The organism is Streptomyces sp. ML-6 (genome assembly GCF_030116705.1).
Classification (GTDB): Bacteria; Actinomycetota; Actinomycetes; order Streptomycetales; family Streptomycetaceae; genus Streptomyces.
Window position 1 is genome coordinate 3,173,624 of sequence record NZ_JAOTIK010000001.1, and the last position, 21,262, is coordinate 3,194,885.

General features: G+C 70.9%; 22 protein-coding genes. 12 read left to right on the top strand and 10 right to left on the bottom strand.

Features of this window, described 5'->3' with window-relative positions:
* Positions 1 to 43 precede the first annotated feature (43 nt).
* A complete protein-coding gene (locus OCT49_RS13740) occupies positions 44 to 1,162 on the bottom strand; it encodes an ABC transporter substrate-binding protein (RefSeq protein WP_283855793.1) in 1,119 nt (372 codons plus the stop codon).
* Between the two features lie 288 nt (positions 1,163 to 1,450).
* Between OCT49_RS13740 and OCT49_RS13745 the strand changes: the two genes are divergently transcribed.
* Positions 1,451 to 2,014, top strand: a complete 564-nt coding sequence (locus OCT49_RS13745; RefSeq protein WP_283852159.1) for a DUF1062 domain-containing protein — start codon at positions 1,451 to 1,453, stop codon at positions 2,012 to 2,014.
* A gap of 151 nt (positions 2,015 to 2,165) precedes the next feature.
* Here OCT49_RS13745 and OCT49_RS13750 read toward each other — a convergent pair whose 3' ends face one another.
* On the bottom strand, positions 2,166 to 4,628 hold the full coding sequence (locus OCT49_RS13750) for a tetratricopeptide repeat protein (RefSeq protein ID WP_283852160.1): 2,463 nt from the start codon (positions 4,626 to 4,628) through the stop codon (positions 2,166 to 2,168).
* Between the two features lie 8 nt (positions 4,629 to 4,636).
* The gene (locus OCT49_RS13755; RefSeq protein WP_283852161.1) at positions 4,637 to 5,077 is read right to left on the bottom strand and encodes a hypothetical protein; all 441 of its coding nucleotides are present in this window, start codon (positions 5,075 to 5,077) and stop codon (positions 4,637 to 4,639) included.
* Positions 5,078 to 5,360: 283 nt separating this feature from the next.
* Here OCT49_RS13755 and OCT49_RS13760 point away from each other — a divergent pair, with 283 nt between their 5' ends.
* Entirely contained in the window at positions 5,361 to 6,734 is a 1,374-nt protein-coding gene (locus OCT49_RS13760) for a Fic family protein (RefSeq protein WP_283852162.1), read from the top strand.
* Here OCT49_RS13760 and OCT49_RS13765 read toward each other — a convergent pair whose 3' ends face one another.
* On the bottom strand, positions 6,735 to 7,268 hold the full coding sequence (locus OCT49_RS13765; RefSeq protein ID WP_283852163.1) for a GNAT family N-acetyltransferase: 534 nt from the start codon (positions 7,266 to 7,268) through the stop codon (positions 6,735 to 6,737).
* A gap of 78 nt (positions 7,269 to 7,346) precedes the next feature.
* Positions 7,347 to 7,775 carry an ATP-binding protein gene (locus OCT49_RS13770; RefSeq protein WP_283852164.1) on the bottom strand — a complete coding sequence of 143 codons (429 nt, stop codon included), beginning with the start codon at positions 7,773 to 7,775 and terminating at the stop codon, positions 7,347 to 7,349.
* A 134-nt stretch (positions 7,776 to 7,909) separates the two neighbouring features.
* Between OCT49_RS13770 and OCT49_RS13775 the strand changes: the two genes are divergently transcribed.
* The 3 genes from OCT49_RS13775 to OCT49_RS13785 all read left to right on the top strand — a co-directional run bounded on the left by OCT49_RS13775 (position 7,910) and on the right by OCT49_RS13785 (position 10,537).
* The gene (locus OCT49_RS13775; protein WP_283852165.1) at positions 7,910 to 8,776 is read left to right on the top strand and encodes a helix-turn-helix domain-containing protein; all 867 of its coding nucleotides are present in this window, start codon (positions 7,910 to 7,912) and stop codon (positions 8,774 to 8,776) included.
* Positions 8,773 to 9,078: a DUF397 domain-containing protein gene (locus tag OCT49_RS13780; RefSeq protein ID WP_283852166.1), complete on the top strand. Its 306-nt coding sequence runs from the start codon at positions 8,773 to 8,775 to the stop codon at positions 9,076 to 9,078. The genes OCT49_RS13775 and OCT49_RS13780 overlap by 4 nt, the downstream gene beginning before the upstream one ends.
* 385 nt (positions 9,079 to 9,463) lie before the next feature.
* Positions 9,464 to 10,537 carry a hypothetical protein gene (locus OCT49_RS13785; RefSeq protein WP_283852167.1) on the top strand — a complete coding sequence of 358 codons (1,074 nt, stop codon included), beginning with the start codon at positions 9,464 to 9,466 and terminating at the stop codon, positions 10,535 to 10,537.
* 57 nt (positions 10,538 to 10,594) lie between these two features.
* On the opposite strand, the gene OCT49_RS13790 is transcribed toward OCT49_RS13785, so the two are convergent.
* Positions 10,595 to 10,972, bottom strand: coding sequence for an ASCH domain-containing protein (locus tag OCT49_RS13790; RefSeq protein WP_283852168.1), 378 nt, complete (start codon positions 10,970 to 10,972; stop codon positions 10,595 to 10,597).
* Positions 10,973 to 11,210: 238 nt separating this feature from the next.
* On the opposite strand from OCT49_RS13790, the gene OCT49_RS13795 reads away from it, so the two are divergent.
* Together OCT49_RS13795 and OCT49_RS13800 are read left to right on the top strand one after the other, a co-directional pair.
* Positions 11,211 to 11,732, top strand: coding sequence for a GNAT family N-acetyltransferase (locus tag OCT49_RS13795; protein ID WP_283852169.1), 522 nt, complete (start codon positions 11,211 to 11,213; stop codon positions 11,730 to 11,732).
* Positions 11,733 to 11,859: 127 nt separating this feature from the next.
* Complete coding sequence (locus OCT49_RS13800) at positions 11,860 to 12,345, top strand: DUF1877 family protein (RefSeq protein WP_283852170.1); 486 nt, start codon at positions 11,860 to 11,862, stop codon at positions 12,343 to 12,345.
* Positions 12,346 to 12,461: 116 nt separating this feature from the next.
* Here the strand turns inward: OCT49_RS13800 and aac(3) are convergent, their stop codons facing one another.
* Positions 12,462 to 13,310, bottom strand: a complete 849-nt coding sequence (gene aac(3), locus OCT49_RS13805; RefSeq protein WP_283852171.1) for an aminoglycoside 3-N-acetyltransferase — start codon at positions 13,308 to 13,310, stop codon at positions 12,462 to 12,464.
* Positions 13,311 to 13,523: 213 nt separating this feature from the next.
* Between aac(3) and OCT49_RS13810 the strand changes: the two genes are divergently transcribed.
* The gene (locus OCT49_RS13810) at positions 13,524 to 13,958 is read left to right on the top strand and encodes a DUF6892 domain-containing protein (RefSeq protein WP_283852172.1); all 435 of its coding nucleotides are present in this window, start codon (positions 13,524 to 13,526) and stop codon (positions 13,956 to 13,958) included.
* A gap of 234 nt (positions 13,959 to 14,192) precedes the next feature.
* Here the strand turns inward: OCT49_RS13810 and OCT49_RS13815 are convergent, their stop codons facing one another.
* A complete protein-coding gene (locus OCT49_RS13815) occupies positions 14,193 to 14,861 on the bottom strand; it encodes a hypothetical protein (RefSeq protein WP_283852173.1) in 669 nt (222 codons plus the stop codon).
* 262 nt (positions 14,862 to 15,123) lie between these two features.
* On the opposite strand from OCT49_RS13815, the gene OCT49_RS13820 reads away from it, so the two are divergent.
* Both OCT49_RS13820 and OCT49_RS13825 read left to right on the top strand, forming a co-directional pair.
* A complete protein-coding gene (locus tag OCT49_RS13820; RefSeq protein ID WP_283852174.1) occupies positions 15,124 to 15,771 on the top strand; it encodes an HAD family hydrolase in 648 nt (215 codons plus the stop codon).
* Positions 15,772 to 15,999: 228 nt separating this feature from the next.
* Positions 16,000 to 16,890, top strand: coding sequence for a GNAT family N-acetyltransferase (locus tag OCT49_RS13825; RefSeq protein ID WP_283852175.1), 891 nt, complete (start codon positions 16,000 to 16,002; stop codon positions 16,888 to 16,890).
* Between the two features lie 59 nt (positions 16,891 to 16,949).
* On the opposite strand, the gene OCT49_RS13830 is transcribed toward OCT49_RS13825, so the two are convergent.
* Positions 16,950 to 17,867 carry an NAD(P)-dependent oxidoreductase gene (locus OCT49_RS13830; RefSeq protein WP_283855794.1) on the bottom strand — a complete coding sequence of 306 codons (918 nt, stop codon included), beginning with the start codon at positions 17,865 to 17,867 and terminating at the stop codon, positions 16,950 to 16,952.
* Positions 17,868 to 17,967: 100 nt separating this feature from the next.
* Between OCT49_RS13830 and OCT49_RS13835 the strand changes: the two genes are divergently transcribed.
* Positions 17,968 to 18,330: a winged helix-turn-helix transcriptional regulator gene (locus OCT49_RS13835; RefSeq protein ID WP_283852176.1), complete on the top strand. Its 363-nt coding sequence runs from the start codon at positions 17,968 to 17,970 to the stop codon at positions 18,328 to 18,330.
* Between the two features lie 127 nt (positions 18,331 to 18,457).
* Here OCT49_RS13835 and OCT49_RS13840 read toward each other — a convergent pair whose 3' ends face one another.
* Positions 18,458 to 19,303, bottom strand: a complete 846-nt coding sequence (locus OCT49_RS13840; RefSeq protein ID WP_283852177.1) for an LLM class F420-dependent oxidoreductase — start codon at positions 19,301 to 19,303, stop codon at positions 18,458 to 18,460.
* A gap of 208 nt (positions 19,304 to 19,511) precedes the next feature.
* On the opposite strand from OCT49_RS13840, the gene OCT49_RS13845 reads away from it, so the two are divergent.
* Complete coding sequence (locus OCT49_RS13845) at positions 19,512 to 21,062, top strand: CehA/McbA family metallohydrolase (protein ID WP_283852178.1); 1,551 nt, start codon at positions 19,512 to 19,514, stop codon at positions 21,060 to 21,062.
* The last annotated feature ends 200 nt before the right edge of the window (positions 21,063 to 21,262 follow it).

The following is a 21,262-nucleotide window of genomic DNA, read 5'->3' on the forward strand; positions in this document are numbered from 1 at the left end:
GTCAGGGCCTGACCGACGACCCGGCCGACGCGGGAACCCGGTCTCAGCCGGTGTGGAGGACCCGGAAGCGGTCGGGGTCCGCCGGGTCCCGGTCGACGACCTGGACCGGTGCCCAGGCCCACTGCAGAACGCCGATGCCCGGCGTGCGGGAGAACCGGATCGGCCCGCGGGTGCCCTCGACCACCACGCGCGGCCACGCCCCGGCGACGGCCGCCCGGTCCGTACCGTGCGAGCGCAGCACCTCGGCGAGGACGGCGACCGTGTCCCAGCCCTCGAAGGCGACGAAGGAGGGCGGGGCACCCAGCCGCTCGCGCAGCTCCTTCCCGACGCGTTCGCCGAGCGGCCCGAGCCGCTCGGGCAGGTAGCGCAAGAACGGCACCCCCGCACCGTCCCCGCCCAGTTCCGCGACCCATCCGGCGAACTCCGGCTGCCCGGCCGGGGCGCCGATCAGGATCTCCGCGAGCCGCCGGTCGGCCCGGACGGCCCGGACGATCGGCGCCGCCGGTTCCGGATGGCCGACCAGCAGGAGGAGCGCCGTCGCACCGGAGTCGACGAGCGCCTCGCACAGGGCCCCCGGGGTGAGCGCATCGGCGTCGAGCTCGACGACACTTCCGCCGTGCGGGGCGAGGTGGTCCCGCAGGATGCGGGCCCCGGACGCCCAGTAGACGCTCGGCTGGGCCGCCACGGCGATCCGGCTCCGGCCCGCGCCGAGGAGGAAGTCCCCGTAGATCCGCCAGCCGTGGGACTGGGCCGGGGCCAGGCGCGCGACCCGGTCCGTCGGCCCCTCGGTGAGCGCGTCGAGCACCGCGGACGAGCAGAGGAACGGTACGCCGAGGGCGTCGGCCCGTGCGGCGGCGGCGCGGGCGACGACGCTGTGGTACTCGCCCGCCACGGCGACCACGCCCAGCGCGGCCAGTTCGTCCACGGCCGCCGCGGCCCGCCCGGGGTCGGCCGCGGTGTCCCGGACCACCGGCTCCAGCGGCCGGCCGCCGATCCCGCCCGCGTCGTTGACCTCGCGGACGGCCAGCTCGATCCCCGCGAGCAGCTGCCGGCCCGCCTCGACCCAGCCGGGCCGGGACAAGGGGGCGAGAACGCCCAGCCGAACAGGTGCCCCGGCCGGGGACGGAACCCCCGCCCGGCGGCCCGTCGGCTCGTCCCACATCCGTTGATGGTTCACGCTGCCCCCTCACCGCTCCGAAGACGGCCAGGCTACTTGCCGACTCTTCCCGCCGATGCCTCCCGCCCGCCCGCACCTCAAAAAAGCTGTGGAGCAACGTCGTTGGGGACCGTTACCGTGCTGCCGGTCCGAGTCGTCCGTCGAAGGGCACACCGTTGTACACCCTGTGAGACCTCCCGAGTGCTGATGGGTCGCGCGTCACGCATGCAGGTGCATGTCCCTGTGTCGCGCTGCTTCTTGCTGCGGATTTCTCACTGGAACCGGTGTATTTCTGTGCTCAACAACTGGGTTGTCATACCCACACGCCTGCCCCTCGTCCTCCGCCGTTGCCACACCTGCGCGGCCGAACTCTTCCGGGCGAGCGGCAAGTTCCGCGTCAACGCCAACCACAAGCTCATCGACGTCTGGCTCCTCGTGCTCTGCACCTCCTGCGGGGAGACCGCGAAGCTCACGGTCCGGGAACGGGTCAACGTCCGCTCCGTACGACCCGACCTGCTGGACCGGCTGCACGCCAACGACCTCGGCCTGACAGCGGAGTTGCTCCAGGACCCGGCCGTTCTGCGCCGCAATCGCATCGCGCTCGACTGGGCGGGAGCCTGGCGCCTGGAGACCGACGGACCGGTTCGCCCGGACGACGGAGCGACCGACGATGGGGCGACCGACGTCTCGGTGCGCTTCGCGGCGCGGATTCCCGTCCGGCCGGTACGGCTGATCGCCGAGGGGTGCGGCCTCCCCCGGGCCGAGGTCGAGAGGCTGATCGCGGAGGGGAAGCTCGTCTCGGCGGCCCGGCTGAGCGGCAAACTCTCCGGGGACTTCGCCTTCACGCTCAAGCGCTGAGCACTGAGCACTGAGCGCTGAGCGCTGAGCGCTGAGCGCTGAGTGCTGATACCTGCCGGACGGGCCTCGGGCCCCGGACCATCAGGAGCCGGAGCCCGAGGCCCGTCCGCCGAGATCCACCGGCAGGGCGGGCCGTCGGTCCCTTGCTTCGTCAGGTGCTCTCGGCCGGGCCCTCCCCGGCGGACTGCTGCGGCGGCGGGCCGTTCACGTGGCCGCGCGAGGATTCCGCTTCTTCAGTGGCACCGGCCCGGGTGTAGGCGGCGACAGAACGTTCCCACGCCTCCTCGACGCGCACGGGGTCCGCACCTGCGGCTTCCAGCGTGGTGGCCAGCTCTCCCCACGCTTCGCCCGTACGGAACCAGTCGTCCTCCTCGGCCAGCATCGCCGCAGCCCGCTCCCCGGCGTCGATGGCCTCGTCGAAACGCCGCACTTCACGCAGGGCGGTTCCGAGGTTGTTCCAGGCCCTGGCTTCGCGGTGGGTATCGGCATGCTGCTGAAACAGAACGAGAGCTTTTCGGTGAGCGTCAATGGCCTCATCGAAACGCCGCACTCCGCACAGGGCAAGTCCGAGGTTGCTCCAGGCGCTGGCCTCGTGGTGGGTATCGGCATGCTGCTGAAACAGAACGAGAGCTTTTCGGTGAGCCTCGATGGCCTCGTCAAAACGCCGCACTTCATACAGGACGGCTCCGAGGTTGCTCCAGGCACTGGCCTCGTGGTGGGTATCGGCATGCTGCTGAAACAGAACGAGAGCTTTTTGGTGGGCGTCAATGGCCTCATCGAAACGCCGCACTTCGCGCAGGGAATTTCCGAGGTTGCTCCAGGCACCGGCCTCGTTGAGGGTGTCGGCGTGTTTCCGGTACAGGGCAAGAGCTCTTCGGTGGGCCTCGATGGCCTCGTCGAAACGCCGCACTTCGTACAGGGCGGCTCCGAGGGTGTCCCAGGCACTGGCCTCGTGGTGGGTGTCGGCATGCTGCTGAAACAGGGCAAGGGCTTTTCGGTGGGCGTCGATGGCCTCGTCGAAACGCCGCACTTCGTACAGGGCGAAGCCGAGGTTGCGCCAGGCAGCGGCTTCGTTGAGGGTGTCGCCCCGCGCCCTGCAGACATCCAGTACGAGGGAGTAGATCGTGACCAGGTCCTGCAGGCGGCGACGGCTCTCCAGGTACCGGCCGAGGCTGAAACCAAGCTTGATGGCAGTCTGCGTGGTGCCTTCGGAGTGGACGGTGGCAATCAGATTCTCCCGCTCGGCATCCAGCCATGCCAGTGCCTGCTCCCGGCCCGGGAACAGCGGGGCAACGGCTGCGCGACCGGCCTCGAGGTGTGTGTCGGCAGCTTCAGCGGTACGCGCGTAATAGCTGGTGAGACGGGTGCGGGCCTGGTCGTAGCGGCGCCGGGAAGGACGCGAGCGTTCGCATTGAGCAGTGGCCTTTCCATGGGCGTACTCACGGAGCAGGTCGTGCATCTGCCACCGGCCCCGGACGGGGCCACGGTCGATCAGGTGGGCGGCTGCCAGGTGCCCCAACAGCTTCTCAACAGCCGCTTCGGGCTGTTCGGCCAGGAGAGCGACCGCAGCGGTGGAGATGTCGGGGCCCGGGTTGAGGGACAGGAGCCGGAACAGTTCGGCCTGTTGGAGGGGCAGGCTCTCGAAGGACTGGTCGAAGGTGGCGCGCAGGCTCTGTTCCCCGTCGTCGATCCCCTCCAGCCGCCCGGCGCGCGTGAGCCGTTCAGCGCGCTCGACCAGTGGCTGGTCCGGGTCACCGGCGAGCAGCCCGGCAGTGATCTGCAGCGCCAACGGCAAACACCCGCAGGCCACCGCCACCTGCTGCGCCGCCTCCGGCTCCTCGTCGACCCGGCGATCGTCGGGGTTGTGGTGCCGGAGCGCCGCCCGCAGCAGAGCGACGGCGTCCTCGGGCTGCAGCAGATGGACGGTACGCATACGGCCGAGGCCCGGGAGCGACCGGCGGGAGGTGGTCAGCAGCCCGTGGTGCCCCGGGGGCAGGAGAGGGCGGACCTGATCGGCCCTGGAGGCGTTGTCGGCGATCACGAGCAGCCGCTCCCCGGCCCGCTCGCGCGCTGCGAGCTGCGAACGGTACAGGGCTTCGCGTTCCGCGCCGGGGGGCGGAACGTGCTCGGGCCGTACTCCGAGCGAGCGCAGCAGTGCTTCGAGCGCGTCCTCGGCCTGGGAGGGGTGGGGGTCGTAGCCACGGAGGTTGACCATCAGCACCCCCGTGAACCACCCCCGCTCGAACGCGGCATGCCCGGCGGCGTGAACGAGGGTGGTCTTGCCCACCCCGCCCCATCCGGACAGCACCGCGTGGGCCGGCAGGCCGTCCGTGCGCCCGGGATCGAGCACGCCGAGCAGGAAATCGACGTCGTCATCGCGGCCGGTGAAATCCGCCCGGAGCCGAGGCAGCGAGTCCGTGGCGGTCGGCACCGGTGCGTACTGCTGCACGAACATCTGCATGGTGCCGCTGCCTTGGACCTGACTGTGCTGGAAGTCGGCGCCCCGGTAGTCGTTGCCGACCCCGCCCCCGACCCGGCCCTTGCCGGCCCGGGCCTTACCGCCTCCCTTTCCGCCCTTCTTGCCCTTGCCTTTCGCGTTGTTCTTGGCCCCCACGCGCTGTCCTACTTGTCGAAGTTGTTCGTCACCGTCATGGTCCCGCTGCCCTGCACCTGACTGTGGGTGAAGGTCGCACCCCGGAAGTCGTTGTGCACCGTGTCGGTTGTCCGAGCGGCAGCGGCCTGCGCGACCAGCGCTTCCAGCTCGGCGACGACCTGCGCCTGCTCGACCTCGGGCAGTCCTTCCAGAAGGGTTTCGAGACGGGTCTGCCAGGCCGCGACCTGCGCGATCCGTACCCGCTCGCCCTCCTCCCCGTCCTGCGCGGCCTCCAGGACGGCCCGAGTCCGGTCCAGACGTTCCAGCTCCGCCTGCTCGCGCCCCGTCTCCCCCCGGCCGATCAGCCGGGCCACCGTGCCGCGGATCCCGTTCCACGCGTCCGTTCCCGCAGCCTGGATGATGGCGCCGGCACCTGCGGCAGCCGCAGCGATGAATCCCTCAAGCAGCATGGCGTTCCCCCACATCACTCGACAGAGCCATCAGCCTAGAACCGTTCACCGTCTCGTGAGGAGGGGCTGATGCGTCTTCACCCGTGCCGGGCAGGTCGGCAATTGGGTCAGTGTCCGGGGGCGTCCGACCCACTCGTTGTGTCTCGATCAGCGCCAGAAGACCCGGTGTGATCCAGAACCCTTCGAGCCGCTCGCCCCGGGAAGTGCCCCTCCACGCCCCCCATCCCTCCGCCGCCCCAATAATCCGTTTGCGCCGTGGCCGGGCGGAGCGCAGGCTCGCACGGTGATTGTCGATCTGGCTCCCTTCTCCCTGACCTGGGACGAGGTGGACCCCGCCCGCCATCCCTTCGACAGTGCGGCAGCGCCACAGGTGGTGCGGTCCCTCGGGCCCGCCCGCCGGACGCCCGAGCGCCCGGACGTTCCCGCCGGAACTCCGGCGATGCGCGACTGGGGCTGGAACAAGGGCAAGTCCTGGGCGGATGCCATGACGCATGCCCTCGTCGAGCACTACGGCAGCTGGATCGCGGGCTGGCGCTGGGCGCACGACGAAGGCGACTTCGACGGTGGCCCCGTCGGAAGCTGGTGCTGCCCGAACCACTCGATCACCACCCCGGAGGAAACGCTCACCCGTGTCACGGCGGCCCTGTGCGAGTGGCGCGCCTGGCTGGAGAGCCTCGCCGGCTGGTTCGAGGCGTACCCGCTGGCCCTTGCCGACGTGGACGACCAGCGGATCCTGTGGGAACGCGCAGCCCGGAACCTGATCCTCCAGGTGACCGACCGCACGGGTTGCGGCAGCGGCTGGTACGGCCACTGCCAACAGGTGCTCACCTGGTTCCTCAGCTGCTGGGACGTCGCGCCCGACCTCGCGGAAGAGCTGGTCGGCCAGGCGATCGGCGGGCGGTTCGAGAGCTGGACCGGCCCCGACACGGTGCTGGTCGACGATGTCGCGGAACGGCTCGCGCTGTCGCTCCGGCCCGCCGACGGCGTACGGCCCGCCGGGCCCCCGCCGGACCACCTCGAACGCTGGCTCGCGGTGCGCGGCACCGTGCCGTGGCAGGAGGCGCCGGACTCCAGCGAGGAAGGACCGGTGGTCCCGGCGCGCGACGGCGCCGCGGAGGACATCCGCGCCTTCGACGGCGCCCTCTCCCCCGACCGGGCCGAGGGCCTGCTCACTGCCCTGGAACTGCTGCGGGCCGAAGCGGCACGTGGAGCCTCCCTCGACTTCGAACTGCTCCAGCGCTGGCAGCAACACGTCCTGGGCACACCGCAACTGCCCCCGTTCCGCGATCTGCCCGCCTTCGCCAAGGCGGGCCGGGAACGCTACGGCATCGGCCCGGACACCCGGGCCCGCCTCGATGCCTGCCTGGCCGAGAGCGCGAAGGACGCCGCGCAGGGGCCCGTTCCCCTCACGGCCCGCGCCGCCCGCGCCTACCTCGACGTCTGTTTCTTCCACCCCTTCGACGACGGCAACGCCAGGTCCGCCTTCCTCGCCCTCGTCTTCGTCCTCGCCCGCGAAGGCATCACCCTCGATGAAGTCAGCCTGCTGCGCCGTATCAGGTTCCAGGCCGACGAGCCTGCGGACGCACTGATCCTCGCCCGGTACATCGACAGCCATCTCGCGGAGACCCGACGCAGGGCGGCGACTCCCGACTCCTGATCAGCGAACGTCCGGCAGGTCGAGGAGGTACCAGTCGGTCAGGTGGCCGTCCTCCTCCACGATCCGCTTGTCGTGGACGAAGCCCGAGCGCCGCGCGACCGCCGCCGAGGCGGGGTTCTCCGGGTCCACCCGGATCACCGCCTGGGCCACTCCCTCGGACGCGGCGTACCGGCAGATCAGGCGGACGGCGCGGGTCGCCAGGCCCTGGCCCCGCCAGTCCGGGTAGAGCGTGTAGGAGATGTTGGCCTGGCCCGGTGCCAGGCCCGCCACGTCGAACCGCAGGTCGATGTAGCCCATCAGGGTCGACCGGTCCGCCGACCGGATCCCGAACGCGCGCAACGGCCCGCGCGTGGACCACTGTTCGGCGCAGTGGCGGAAGTACGCCTCGATGCCGTCCCGGGTCGCCGGTTTCTCGCTGAGCCAGCGGATCTGGAGTTCGTCCTCGCCCGCCAGGTGCGCGTCGACGTCGTCCGGGCGCGGAGGGGACAGGGTCACGACCCCGTCCGAGAGGTTCACCTCGTGCACGTCATGCATGCGGCCACCATCGGCCTCACAACCTCCGTCCCTCAAGCGCATATTCGCGCGTACGTACGCGTTCACGGGGTCCCGGAGTCACGGGGTTTCGGATTTCATGGCCAGCTCCGCCCACACCGTCTTGCCGACCACCCGGTCCTTCACGCCCCACGACGTCGCCAGCGCCCCGACCAGGTGCAGGCCGAACCCCGATTCCGCACCGGGCCGGAAGGGCCGTGGCTCGGGCTCCCGTTCACCCCGCGCGTCCGACACCTCGACACGGAGCGTGCCCGCCAGCACGACGAGCCGCAGTTCGAAGTCCCGCCCCGGCACGAGCCCGTGGACCACCGCGTTGGCCGCCAGTTCCGACACGACCACCGCAAGGGCGTCGGAGAGCCCGCTCCCGTACGGCACCCCCCACGCGTCGAGCTGGTGCACGGCAAGTCGGCGGGCGAGCCGCGCGCCGCGACGGGTGGCGCTGAAGCGTTGGACGAACTCGGTGCCCGCAAGGGTGATTTCGGCGTTCATGTGACTCAGCGTGTCCGGTCTCTCGTACGCTGACCAGGACTGACATCACGACGCCGAGTAGTCGTACGGGCACGATCCGTCGTACGTACGGAACGTCGGCTGTGACCGGGTGACCGGAGAACGGTGCGGGGCACATGGCGAACGCGGAACGCGAAGAAAGGCCGGAGCGACCGGCCGAATCGGACGGAACTGCGCACCTCTTCAGGGCGCTGGGCAAACAGATCAAGGTCCTGCGCGAACGTGCGGGCATGAGCCAGAGAGAGCTGGGTCTCGCGACGCACTGCGGGGAGGACCTGATCTCGGCGATGGAACGGGCCGTACGGACGCCTCAACCGGACTTCCTCGAACGGGCGGACGACGTACTCGAAGCGGGCGGGGTGCTCCGGGCGGCAACCGGCGAGACACGGGAGGCGCTGGCGAAGGCGCGGACCCGGCATCCGGAGTGGTATCGCGGTTACGCGAACCTGGAGGCCGCCGCGTCGCAGATCTACGACTACAGCAACCAGTCCGTGCCCGGGCTGCTCCAGACCGAGGCGTACGCCCGAGCACTCTTCACGCAATGGCGGCCGCTGCTCAGCGAAGCAACCATTGAGAAGCGGATCGCCGACCGGCTCGACCGGCAGAAGATCTTCGAGCCGTGGCCCTCACCCACATTCCACTACATCCTCGACGAGAGCGTGCTGATGCGTCCCATCGGGGGCCGGGACGTGCATCGGGAGCAGTTGCAGGCGCTCCTGCGCATCGGCCGTCTCAGGACGGTGCAGCTCCAGCTGATGCCGCTCGACCGCACCGAACAGCCCAGCATCGACGGCCCGTTCACCCTGATCACCCCCAAGGGGAAGCAGCAGCTCGCGTACCTGGAGATTCATACGTATCCGAAGCTGATCACCGAGCCGGAAGAAGTCCGAGCGCTGGCGGTCCGCTATGGAATTATGCAGTCGGTGGCTCTCACTCCGGGGGAGTCCTTGGCCGTGATCGAGAAGATGCTGGGAGAGCGATGAGCACCGAGCAACTGAACTGGTTCAAGAGCAGCTACAGCGGCGGCGGCGGCAGCAACTGCATCGAGGTCGCCTACAACTGGCGCAAGAGCAGTTACAGCAGTGGCGAGGGCGGCGAGTGCATCGAGGTGGCCGCCGACTGGCGCAAGTCGAGCCACAGCAGCGGCGGGGGCGGTGAGTGCGTCGAGGTCGCGACCTGCCCCGCCACCGTCCACGTCCGCGACTCCAAGAACGTCCAGGGGCCCCACCTCGACGTCGCCCCCGCCGCGTGGTCGGCCTTCATCGCGTACGCGCAGCAGGGCTGAGCACGCCCCGTTCCGCCCGACACGCCTGGTCACGCACCGGGTCGCGACAGCCGCGACCCGGTGCACCGCGTTCCGGCCGAGCGGGACGCGGGGAGCCCGGACACAGAAAGCTTTAAGAACTTCGGGAAGAAAGAAATTCCCCCAACCCAACCCTCTCTCGCCGGTCACCCACAGGAGCCCGCGGCAACCCGTAGGAGCCCGTCACTCGCGCGGGTGAGGTTTGCCAACTGAGCTGGATTTCATGGTGGTTCGCAGGCATATGCTCGCCGCGACAACCCCAGACATGCGTCGGCCCCCGGCCGGGACCACGAATCCCATTGCCGAGGGCCTGACCACCGAGGAAGTAAAGGGCTTCCCGATGGATACACAGCAGGTTAGCGCGCCTATGCGCGCTCCGCGTCCCGTTCTCGCGGACGCCTCGCCGAAGTTCGGCGTCATGCACGTCAAGGCCAGGCTCACAAGCCACTTCACCGTGCTGGGCAACCAGCTCACCCAGCACCGCGAGCTCTCCCTGCTCGCCATCGGGCTCTCGGCCCACATCCAGTCGCTTCCCCCGGGCGCGCGGATCGGCATCAAGTTCCTCGCCCAGCGCTTCCCCGACAGCGAGGCCCGTATCGCCGCCGCACTGCGCGAGTTGGAGGTCCACGGCTTTCTGCGCCGCGTCCGCGAGCGCCTCACCGACGGCCGGGTCGTCACCCGCACCTACTCGTACAACGAGCCGTACGCCGGCACCGGCACCAGCACCCACATCGACGCCCCTCCGCGCCCGGCCCCACGCCCGCGTCCGCGCCCGGTCGCGCCCCCGGCCCCCGTACGAACTCCGGCGCTCACCCCCGTACCGCCTGCACCGCCGGTATCACCTGCACCGCCTGCACCGCCGGTAGCACCCACCGTGCAGCCCGCACCGGCCGTACCACCCGCACCGCCCGTGACGAAGGCCCCGGCGGCACCACAACCGTCCCCGTCGGCTTCGCCGTCCCCGCAGCCTTCGCCGTCCCGGCCGCCCCAGCTCTCCCGGTCGTCCCTCCCCGCCCCGACGGCCCCGCTGCCCCCGCCCCCACCGCTGCCTCAGCCCCGTACCCCGCTGCCCTCACTGCCCCCGCTGCTCCACGCGGCGACGGAGCTGCTGGCCGGTCTGCACCACCACACGGCCCGCATCACCCTCACCGCGCAGGACGTCGACCGGCTCGCCCCCGCCGTGGCCGCCTGGTTCGAACGCGGCGCCACCCCGGCGGATCTCCGCCGCGCCCTCACCGACGACCTCCCCGACCCCCTGCGGCACCCGGCCAAGCTCCTCCGGTACCGCCTCACGGCGCTCCTGCCGCCCCTGCCGCCCGCCCCCGGTCCCCGCGTCGTGCCGCTCCAGAACTGCGACGGGTGCGACCGCGCCTTCCGCTCCCCCACCCCGGGCAACTGCCGCGACTGCACGACCGCCGAATCGCCTCTCCTTCCGGAGTGAGCAGAGGCGAAGAACGCGGCCGAAGGCCAGGCCCCAGGTCACCGAGGAACTGGACAATCAGCTGTCCTGCGCCACCCGGAAAGCCAGACAGACAACGAGGGTGTGATCATCGACCGGGGTGCCCGCACGTTCCCAGAAGCGCCGGTGCACATCGCACCACGCCTCAAGAGACGCGTCCCCCTCCCCCTCGGCCCTGGCGTGTTCCCAGGTGACCTCGCCGAACGGCTTCACCTCCACGCCGACGAACTCCAGGGTGGCCACGCACCGGCCCTCGTTGTCCAGGAGGGCCTGCCGCTCACCGACGTACTCCAGGCCCTCGGCCTCTTCGGCGTACTCGTCGAGCAGACAGGTCGTGGCGGTCTTGGCCCCTGTCAGCACCAGGGAATTGAGCATGTCCCGCATGTCACCGGGGAAGCCCAGTTCCAGCGCACGCATACCGTTGACTCGCGGCCACATCGTCCCGTCGTCTCCTCTGCGCGGCCCTTCGGCCTCCAGGTGGTACAAGCGTGATCATAGGCACAGCCCACCGACACCGTGAGGCTTGCCTCTTGACCTTGAACACTCGACAGAACGGGCAGGACGACGTGGCTTCTGCCGTGCCGGTAGTGCTCGAACAGCCCCGTCGGACAATCCGAGTGCGGTCCGGTCGCCTCGCGTGATACTTCTCCCGGCCATGAGCGATCTTGTGACAGCGCGGCTCGTGCTTCATCCGATGACCGTCGACGAGGCCGAGCGAGTGGTGGCGGGCGAGTCGGACGACGGGGCCCGATGGGCGCCCGGATACCCCACCGACGGGGACGTGTTCGCCGCCCGGCGCTTTCTGGACACCTGCGCGAACACCGGCGATCCCCGGCCGTTCGGCAACTACGAGATCCGTCGCCGCGAGGACGACCGGGCAGTCGGCGGCGTGGGCTTCCACGGGCCCATGGACGAGAACGGCAGCGTCACGATCGGCTACGGCCTCGTCCCGTCGGCACGGGGCAGGGGATACGCCTCCGAGGCCCTCCGCGAGCTGCTGCTGTTCGCGCGGGCGCACGGCGTCACCTGCGTGAAGGGCGACGCCGACCACGACAACACCGCTTCCCAGCACGTCATGACGGCAGCCGGTATGCGCCCGGCCGGGGAGGACGAACGCGTCAGGTACTTCGAGATCACCTGGACCGGCACGACGGCGGACACCGGCCCGCGCCCCTGAGCGGTGCATCGAAAGACCTGCCGGATGGCGCGAGCCGACATCGGCAGCAGGTAACTGTCGGTGCCCTCGAACAGGGTCTGCCCGTTCGTCCCGACAGAGGGGTCGTCGAGCTGAGGGATTCGTCGCAGTGAGCATCCACCTGCACTTTCGTGCCGTGGCCGAGTCCGGGATCCGGGACGACCACACCTGGCTGGCTGCGTTCATGTCCGAGGCTTGGGACAACGACGTCGCCGAGTACGAAGCGGGCATCTCGTACTCGATCAACAAGGGCTGGCACGCTGTCAACGATCTCCATGCCGCGGCCGATGCGCTCTGTACGGACGCCGACGAGCCCTGGAACCTGCCGATCTACGGCGGCCGCCCCGTGCCCCACAGCGCCGGCGTCGACCCCTCCGATCCACCGCTGATGCTTCTGGAGGTGCCGGGGGTGTCACAGGCCGCGCGTTTTCTTGCGGCTGTCTCTTTCGACGCGCTGTGGAACGTCGCCGGTGCCAGGCTCAGTGCCGTCGGCGGGACCAGGGAGGAGTTCCTCGACCACCACAGGGAGCTTCAAAAGTTCTACGGGCAGGCGGCTTCGGCAGGCCACGCGGTGGTCAAAGCGGTGTGGGCATGAGTCGTGGCCCCGTGCTGATCACAGCCATTCGTTGATGGCTTCGACCAGCCCACCGGCCCGGCCCCCTGCGGGGCACGCGGGCCTTCCGCAGGACCGGTTCGAACTGCGCCGGGCGCCTACCCGCCCAGTTTGTTTTCCATCCAGGTGATGCCGAAGTCGATGACTTCCGCGGCCTCGAACAGATGGCTCTCGGCAGCGCCGACGCTGCCCTGCCGGCCGATTCCCGCCGCGAGCATGTCCTGGACGATGACCCCGAACGGCTCTTTCCCTTCGGGGACCACGGCCGAGTAGTCGAAGGCCCCGTCCTCCGAGTCGATGTCGTGGAAGCGGCGCCAGACCCGTTGGCCCTGCACGAGGATGGGCTGTTCGTAGTCCACGAACCGTTTGCCGGGGGCCTCGGCGAGCGCCTCGGCGTGGTGCAACAGGGTCATGGTGTCCAAGGGGGCGCCGAGCAGCAGGACCCGGCCGCCGTGGGCGGCCAACCGTGCAAGCGGGCTGTCGGGGCCGTGGGGATCGTCCCAGGGGTGGTCGGCCATCAGCTCGGTTGCCGCCGCTCCCAAGGCCGCGAAACTGGCATCGGGATGGCGGCTGCGAACAGCTCCGGGCCGGCGGCGCAGTGCTTCCGGGAGACGGCCGTTGTTGTGGTCGGCCTCGCTGAGGGCCGGATCGTAAGCGGGGTGCTCCGCGCGCAGGACGTCCTGCCAGTCCTGCGGCCAGGTGACGAAGTCATAAGGGGGTGCGTCGTTCCAGCCGCAGGTCACCATGAGGGTTCCCTGCGTTCCGACGACGTCCTGGAGGGCGCCGATGACGGTCTGCGGTCCGCCGGCCACGTAGCCGATGGCGGACATGCGGGTGTGGAACATGACGACATCGCCGTCTCCGAGCCCGAGCGCGGCCAGGTCACGGCTGATCCGGTTCCGGGTCACGGGACCACTGGAACGCTTGAGCAAGTCCATTTCGTCCATGGTCACGAAACCTATCCCCGAGCCACGGACCCCGGGCAACTGCTTTGACGCCCTCTGTGCGGCGGTGCTGCCCGAGACGGGCGTGCGGTCTCGGAGTCCGGGGTGTGCGGTCCCGGGGTCGGGCGGGGCCGGGGCCAGGAGGGGCCGGGACCGAGGCCGGGGGGCAGGGACGGGCGGAGGGGCCGTGTCGTACCCCCGTGGTACTCATGATTCATGAGCCAGTTCCGCGACTTCAACCTCAAGCTGCTCGTCATCGAGGAGCTCATGTACGGCCCCGAACCGCTCCTCCCGGTCTATGACCTGTCCGAGCGGCTGGCCGGGCGGGGGATCGGTGACCCCGCGTCCTACGTCCTGGAGAACGGCCTCCACGCGGAGGTGCTGCCGGAGTCCCGGGCCCATTTCGAGTCCCTGGAGATACCGGCCGAGCTGCTCGCCCGCGTCGAGGAGCTGTGCTTCGACGCCGGGGCGGAGGTCTTCCGGCACTGCGCCCCCGCCTGGGACGGCGAGGACGACCTGTTCGACGTCCGCTCGCTCGACGACCTCGCCCTGCTGCCCAACCTGCGGGAGGTCACCTTCGTGGAGGACGGCGTCCTGGCGGTGCCGGACGCGGCGGAGGTCTTCGCCGCACGCGGCATCGAAACCGACTGAGCCCCCGCACCCGGCAGGAGGGACCCGTGTCGAAGAACCCCCCGGAATCCGTGCGACACCACCTGCGCCGACGGCTGAACCGCCACGCCCGCCGAAGCCGCCGCCCGCTTCTCCTTCGCCTGACACGCAGGCCGGGCATTCCGGGGCAGCGCGGCAACGCGCGCGATCGGGCGGATCGGGGGAGAGACCCGGGGCGCTGCGGTGGCCGGTACGGCGCCCCCGGCGGTCAGTGCGTCAGTCACGGCGGTTCACCTCACCCGGGGTGGGTTCGGGGGTCTTCCGGATCTCGGCGTGGACCACCTCGAAGCCGCCCCTGGTCACGGTCGTGAACGGGGCGGGGGCCATGCACGAACCGGCCTGCAGCCGGTTGGGCCGGCCTTCCTCGTCGAGGTTCGCGGGGTCGATGTTCACCACGCCCCAGGAGAACCCGAGCCGGTCCGGTTCACCGTCGGTGCCCTGCTGGACGCTGATGCCCAGCCGGGTACCGGGGTCCTCGACGTTCGACTTGTTCACGACCGCGGTCAGGGTCGCCGTCCGCCCGCTGGTGACCAGGCAGTCCACCTTCGCCTCCGCCCAGCCCCGGAATCCGTCCGGGGTGGTGTGGCTGAACTTCAGGACGCCTTCGGCGTCCGTGGCCAGGCCGTCGGGGGCCGCACCGGGCAACGGCCGGGTGAACGGCTTCTGTTCGGCATCGACGCTGAAGCGGATGTCGTGGTCGAGCGACTCGATGTAGGCGATCCGCCCCTTCCCGTGGACGCTCGCGGCCTTCGCGGGCTTGCCGTGCTCCATCACGGCCTCCGCCTTCGCGGGGGATGCGGCCGGGGCCTCGGGAGCGGGTCCGGCGGCGCCCGGACCGGCGAGGACCGCGATGACCGCCGTGACACCGATTGCGGTGGTGCGCATGATGAACTCCCGTGTTCTGTAGGGGCTTGTGTTGCCGTGTTCGCTTGAACGGCTCAAGCCTCGTCCCCGGACTCCCGGTGATCCCATCCGCCGATCGGCATAAGAATCACCACACCGGACCGGCCCCCCTATGCCGTTCGGCAGAGAGAGCCGCACGCCCGCCCGTACGTGACCGCCCGCCCGTACGTGACCGCCCGGCCCGCACCCGGCCGGTCTGCCCGGCCACGCCGCGAAGAGGAAGGGCCGGTCCTATCCTGACCCCATGGCCACTCCTCCTGAACTCGTCATCTTCGACTGCGACGGCGTGCTCGTCGACAGCGAACGGCTCGCCGTCCACATCGAGGTGGCGGTGGGCGCCGAGCTGGGCTGGCCGCTGACGGTGGACGAGGTCGTCGAGAAGTTCGTGGGCCGGTCGGAAAAGTCCATCGGCGAGCTGATCGAGGCCCGGCTGCCCGGCCGGTCCGCCGCCTGGCAGCAGCGCTACGAGGAACTCCACCGGGCCGCCGTCGACGCCGAACTCGTCGCGGTCGACGGCATTCACGAGGCGCTGGCCGCCATCACGCTGCCCACCTGCGTGGCGTCGAGCGGCAGCCACGAGAAGATGCGCCACACCCTCGGCCACACCGGGCTCCACGCACACTTCGAGGGCCGCATCTTCAGCGCGACCGAGGTCACCCACGGCAAACCGGCCCCCGACCTCTTCCTCCACGCGGCCCGGCGGATGGGCGTCTCCCCCGCCGCGTGCGTCGTCGTCGAGGACAGCAAGTACGGGGTGCAGGCGGCCCGTTCGGCCGGGATGCGGGCACTCGGCTACGCGGGCGGGCTGACCCCGGCGCACTGGCTGGAAGGCCCGGACACCGTCGTCTTCGACGACATGCGCAAGCTGCCGACACTGCTGTCCGAACTCTGAACCGAGCGCGACGAACGACAACGACCTCCCCTCCGGGGGGCGCGGAAGTCCATGGACAGCCCTGCGGAAGGTCACCTACTGTGTGGCTCCACGCCCTGAGACGGACGGAAGGAGGCGAGTGCCGTGCGGTTCACACCTTTCCAGCGCTCCCCCTTCCACTGTCCCGGCGTGGTTCGTCAGTTCTGACCGGGAGCGCTCCGAGCAGCCCTCATCCCGGAGGAACACCCCATGACCGAGCTGGTCATCCGCGCGCTCTCCGCGAGCGACGCCCACCTTTTTGACGCACTGCCCGACCCGCTGGGCGCCCGTGAGGCCCACCGGCTCACCCGGTTCCGCACCGACTGGATGCGCGTCGCCCTGCGCGACGGCGAGGTCGTCGCACGCGGGGCGTGGTGGGGCGGCCCCGACGACCCTGAGCCCGTCAACATCAACTGGTTCGACGTGGCCGAGGGCGAGGAGGAGGCGGGGGCCGAACTCCTGCGCTCCGCTCCCTGGCGGGTCGGCCTCGAGATCAACCTGCCCGGCGGCTGGCGGGACGAGCCCGGCCTGCGCGCCGCCGCCGACGCGCGCTTCGCCGCCGCCCGGGCCGCCGGGTACGAACTCCTGGTGGAACGCTTCCTGTACCGCTGGACCCCGGACCGGGGCCTGCCCGAGCGGCCCGGACGCCTGCGCTTCGGCGCCGAACCCGACGACGCGGTGTTCTTCGACGCGCTGCGCCGCATCCACTCCGCCACCCTGGACGCCCACGCGCTCAAGGCCATCGAGGAGGGCGGACTCGACCAGGCCGCCCGGGAAGAGATCGACTTCTTCCACTGGTGCCCCTCCCCGCGGGAGTGGTGGCAGCTCGCGCACACCCCGGAGGGCGACCTGGCCGGCCTCCACATCCCGGCCCACAACCCCTCCGGCCCGACCATCGGCTTCATCGGGGTCGTACCGGAACACCGCGGTCGCGGCTACGCCCACGACCTCCTCGCCGAGTGCACCCACTTCCTCGTCGAGAAGGGCGCGGAGTTCATCAGCGGGGCGACCGACCGGGGCAACTTCCCCATGGCCGCGAACTTCGCCAAGGCCGGCTTCCCCGTCGTACGGGAACGCGTCAACTTCCACCCGGTGGACTGACCGCCGCCCGGCCCTCCGGCGGAGAGGGGCGGAAACGCTCGGCGACGGCCCCTCGCCACTCATGCGCCGGAGGGCTTGAGGCTCTCGATGATGCGGGCGAATCCCTCTGTCCCGTGGCCGGCGTCCACCTGCTGCTGTATGAGGCGCTGGACCATGGCGATCGGTTCGGCGCTCACCCCCTCGTCGGTGATCGCCTCGATGAACAGGCCGAGGTTGGAGAACGTCAGGCTCTGCTGCCCCGGGACCGTGTAGTCACCGCCGTCGATGACCTCGGCGTACCCGGCGAGTTCGCCGGTCATCGCGGTCAGCCACGGGGCGGCCATCGCCGCGAACCGGCTCGCCGGCACGCCTGCCGGTGCCAGCATGGCCGCACCCTGCATGAACCCTGCGAACATCACGTACATCGCCGAGAGCAACGCGAAGTCGTAGAGCGAGGCCAGCCCCGCGTCCTCGCCGTAGTAGGTGCCGGCCGCCCACCGGTCGAACAGTTCCGTGTGCTCACGGAACACCTCCTGCGAACCGCTGTACAGGATGGAGGCCCCCGGCTGCCCGATCATGGAAGGCACCGCCATGATGCCGCCGTCCAGATAGGCGATCCGCGCCCGGGCCGCCCAGAGGGCCGACCGCCTCGCCTGCTCGGGCTTGGTCGTGGTCAGGTTGACCAGCTTCCGTCCCGCCAGGTCGCCCACGAGCGGGTCGAGCACCTCGTGCACCGAGTCGTGGTCGAAGAGGCAGACGACCACCAGCGGACTCGCCCGGACCGCCGCGGCGGCAGAGGCGGCCTCGGTCGTTCCCTGTGCGACGAGCGCCTCCGCCCTGCCCGTCGAGCGGTTCCAGACCGTGGTCCGCACCCCGGCCTTCACCAGAACCTCGGCAAGCGCGCTGCCCATCGCGCCGAGTCCGAGGATGCTCACGTCGGTTTCGTGGATCTCGTGCATGTCGCTGCTCTCCCATGTCGTGCGGAAGGTTCCGTCGATGCCTCAATCCTCGCCAGGGCCAGTAGAGTTGAACAGTACGGACTAATTAGTGCAGTACTCACCGGAAGGTAAGTGCCCTCCGGGTGGCATGGAGGCACTCATGGCGACAGCAGCACGGCGGGGCCCCTACTTCTGCGGAATCGACGCGGCCATGGACGTCGTCACCGGGAAGTGGAAGTCCCTGATTCTCTGGGAGCTGCACGAGCACGGCACGCGCCGTTTCGCGGAACTGCGGCGCGGGCTGCCGGGCGTCAGCGAGAAGATGCTCGTCCAGCACCTCCGGGAGATGGAGGAGGACGGCCTCGTGCACCGGGAGGTGTACGCCGTGGTGCCGCCGAGGGTCGAGTACTCCCTCACGGAGCACGGCGTCACCCTCAACACCGCCCTGGAGTCCCTGGCCGAGTGGGGACAGGAACGGATCCGGCGAATCGGCGCGGAGAAGGTCCCCGCGGACGCTGCGTGAGAACGTTGTCCGCGGCCCCGGACGGGGCCGCGTCGCGCGGGGCGCTGTTGCCGAGGCCGTACCGTCGCCCGTTCGTCCCTTCGCCTGTCCGCCCCTTGGCCCGTTCGCCCGTTCGCCCCTGCGTCCGTCAGAGGAACTCCGCGTACGCGTCCAGTGCGCGCAGCACCTCCCGCTCCCCCGCCGGGGGAAGCTGCAGGACGACCTCCTCGATGCCCAGGTCCGCGTAGTGCGCCAGCTTGCCCGCACTCGGCAGCACCGCGTACGGGACGATCCGGAGGTCCTTCGGGTCGCGGCCCTCGGCCTCCCAGACCTCGCGGAGGCGGGGGACGGACTCGGTCAGGCCCCGGCCGCCGATGGGCAGCCAGCCGTCGGTGTACCGGGCGATGTCGGTGAACAGCTTCGGCCCGGCCGCGCCGCCCAGCAGGGTACGGGGGCCGTTCACCGGGCCGCGCGGCTCCTGGACCGGCTTCGGGTACGCGTGGCTGGCCCGGACCGAGCCGAACTCGCCCTCGTACGCCGTGGGTTCGTCCGCCCACAGGGCCCGCATCAGGGCGAGCCGGTCGCGGACCAGGTCGCGGCGGGTCGACCAGTCCACCCCGTGGTCGGCGGCCTCCTCGACGTTCCAGCCGTAGCCGACGCCCAGGGTGAACCGGCCGCCGGAGAGGTGGTCGAGGGTGGCGACCTGCTTGGCCAGGTCGATCGGGTCGTGCTGGGCGACGAGCGTGATGCCGGTGCCCAGCGCGAGGCGTTCGGTGACGGCGGCGGCCTGGGCGAGGGCCACGAAGGGGTCGAGGGTGCGGCCGTACTCCGGCGGGAGGTCGCCGCCGGCCGGGTAGGGGGTGTCCCGGCTCACCGGGATGTGGGTGTGTTCGGGCAGGTAGAGGCCGCCGAAACCGCGCTGTTCGAGCTCGCGGGCGAGCCGCAGCGGCGTGATCGTCTGGTCGGTGAGGAAGATCGTCGTGGCGATCCGCATGTGAGGGCACCTCCGTCGTGATCCGGTGGCCCCAACGTATGCCGTGCGGTGCGGAAATCCGAGTACGCGGGCCCCGCCGGGAACCGGGGCGGAGGGCTCGGCCCGTCCAGGTGGGGCGGCGTTCTTCCGGAGTTCATCGTCAACCATCAGGGTTTCGGGTGCGCGTCCTTGTCCTGCCGTTCGTCACGACACCCGAGGAGCCCATCGCATGTCCACCGCATCGCACTCCGCCCACGGTCGTCCGCTCCACGGTCACCCGATGGGCAGACGCGGTCTTCTCGTCACGACCGCCGCCACCGCTCTTACCCTGGGCACCGTGAGCTTCGCCGACGCCGCACCCCCCGGGGGCAGGGGCCACGGGCCCGACCGGACCAGGACCGTGCGCGGCACCCTGCCCACCGGGGCGCCCGACTTCGTTTATCTTCCCGTCGAAGTACCGCACGGGGTACGGGAGATGGCTGTCTCGTACACGTACGAGAAGACGCCCGTACCGGCCGGGACCCAGGGCAACGCCCTCGACATCGGCATCTTCGACGAGCGCGGCACCGAACCGGGCGGGCGCGGCTTCCGGGGGTGGTCCGGCGGGGCGCGCAGCAGCTTCTTCATCCGGGCGGACGCGGCGACCCCCGGCTACATCGCGGGCCCGGTGCGGGAGGGTACCTGGCACATCGCGCTCGGCCCGTACACCGTCGCCCCCGAGGGGCTGCCGTACGAGGTGACGATCACCCTGCGCTTCGGGCCCGCCGGGAGCACGCCGGAGCCCGTGTACCCGCCGGAGCGCGCGAAGGGGCGCGGTCGGGCCTGGTACCGGGGGGACTGCCACCTGCACTCCGTGCACTCGGACGGCAGGCGCACCCCCGCCGAGATCGCCGCCGCCGCACGCGCGGCCGGGCTCGACTTCATCAACAGCAGCGAACACAACACGCACTCCGCGCACGGGGCATGGGCCGGACTGTGGGGCGACGACCTCCTCGTGCTGACCGGCGAGGAGGTCACCACCCGCAACGGGCACCTGCTCGCGCTGGCCGTCGACCCGGGGACGTTCGTCGACTGGCGCTACCGGGCCCGCGACAACCGGTTCGGGCACTACGCGAAGGCCGTGCGCCGCGCCGGCGGCCTGGTGGTGCCCGCCCATCCGCACGCCACCTGCGTCGGCTGCCACTGGAAGTTCGGCTTCGGCGACGCGGGCGCGGTGGAGGTGTGGAACGGCGCGTACAGCCCCGAGGACGAGGTGGCGCTCGCCGAGTGGGACAACTCCCTGGTCGCCGCCGCCCGTTGGTCGAAGCCGTGGATCCCGGCGATGGGCAACAGCGACGCGCACCGGGAGCCGGACCTGGTGGGGCTGCCGCAGACCGTCGTGCTCGCCGACGAACTGTCGCGCGAGGCGATCGTGGCCGGAATCAGGGCCGGGCACTCGTACATCGCCGAGTCGTCCGCCCTCTCGCTCTCCTTCGGCGCCTCGGGCGGGCGCGGCCGGCATGCCGGGATCGGCGAGCGGCTGCGGGTGGACGGGGACGACACCCCGGTCACCGTGCGCCTGGAGGTGGCCGGGGCGCCCGGCTGCACCGTGCACTTCGTCACCGACCAGGGCACCCTGTTCACCACCGGGCTGCCGGAGTCGGGCGCCGGGGCGGTGGAGTGGCGCACGACCCCGTCCCACGCCGCCTACGTACGGGCCGAGGTCCGGCACCCGGCGACGGTGCCGGGGCTGCCCGGGGCAATGGCGGCACTCACCAATCCGGTGTTCCTGGAGGGGTAGGCGGTGCCGCCCGGTGGGCCCCGGGGGGCGGGTCTCGTACGGGACCGGGTTTCAGGGGCCGGGCGGCAGGGTGTGCAGGCGTATGCCGTGGCGGGCCCGCAGCCGTCCCCTCCGGCCTGCGGGGACCCTCTCCCCCGTGCCCCGCACCGGAGGGAGCCCGGCACCGGCAAGGACGAACATTTTGCCATGAAGTCCCTTGG